The 318-nt window shown below is 73.0% G+C and carries 1 protein-coding gene; it reads right to left on the bottom strand.

Translation table 11 applies throughout. The features are described 5' to 3' along the window. The coding region (locus UK12_RS44875) for an acyl carrier protein (protein WP_331386682.1) at nt 1-118 on the bottom strand (118 nt) is incomplete at its 3' end. Nucleotides 119-318 lie beyond the last annotated feature (200 nt).

Raw genomic sequence — 318 nt, 5'->3', positions numbered from 1 at the left:
GCCGGTTGCGGAGCTCGACCGCCGTCAGCGAGTCGAAGCCCAAGGCCCGGAAGGCCCTGGCCGGTTCGACCGACTGCGCACCGAGGTAGCCGAGCACTCGGGCCACCTCTCCGCGCACCAGCTCCAGCAGCGCACGGTCCCGGTCCGCCTAGGACAGTCCGGCCAATCGGGCCTTCAGTCCGGCCGCTTCACCGTCCGCACCGCTGCCGGTGGCCTCGACCGCCTTCTGCTCGGCGGCCAGCAGCTCCCGGACCTCGGGCAGTTCGCCGATCAGCGGACGGGGACGGGCGGCGGTGAAGGACGGTACGAACCGCTCCC

Source organism: Saccharothrix sp. ST-888, from assembly GCF_000955975.1.
Lineage (GTDB): Bacteria > Actinomycetota > Actinomycetes > Streptomycetales > Streptomycetaceae > Kitasatospora.
This window is presented reverse-complemented; position numbering and strand designations above follow the sequence as displayed.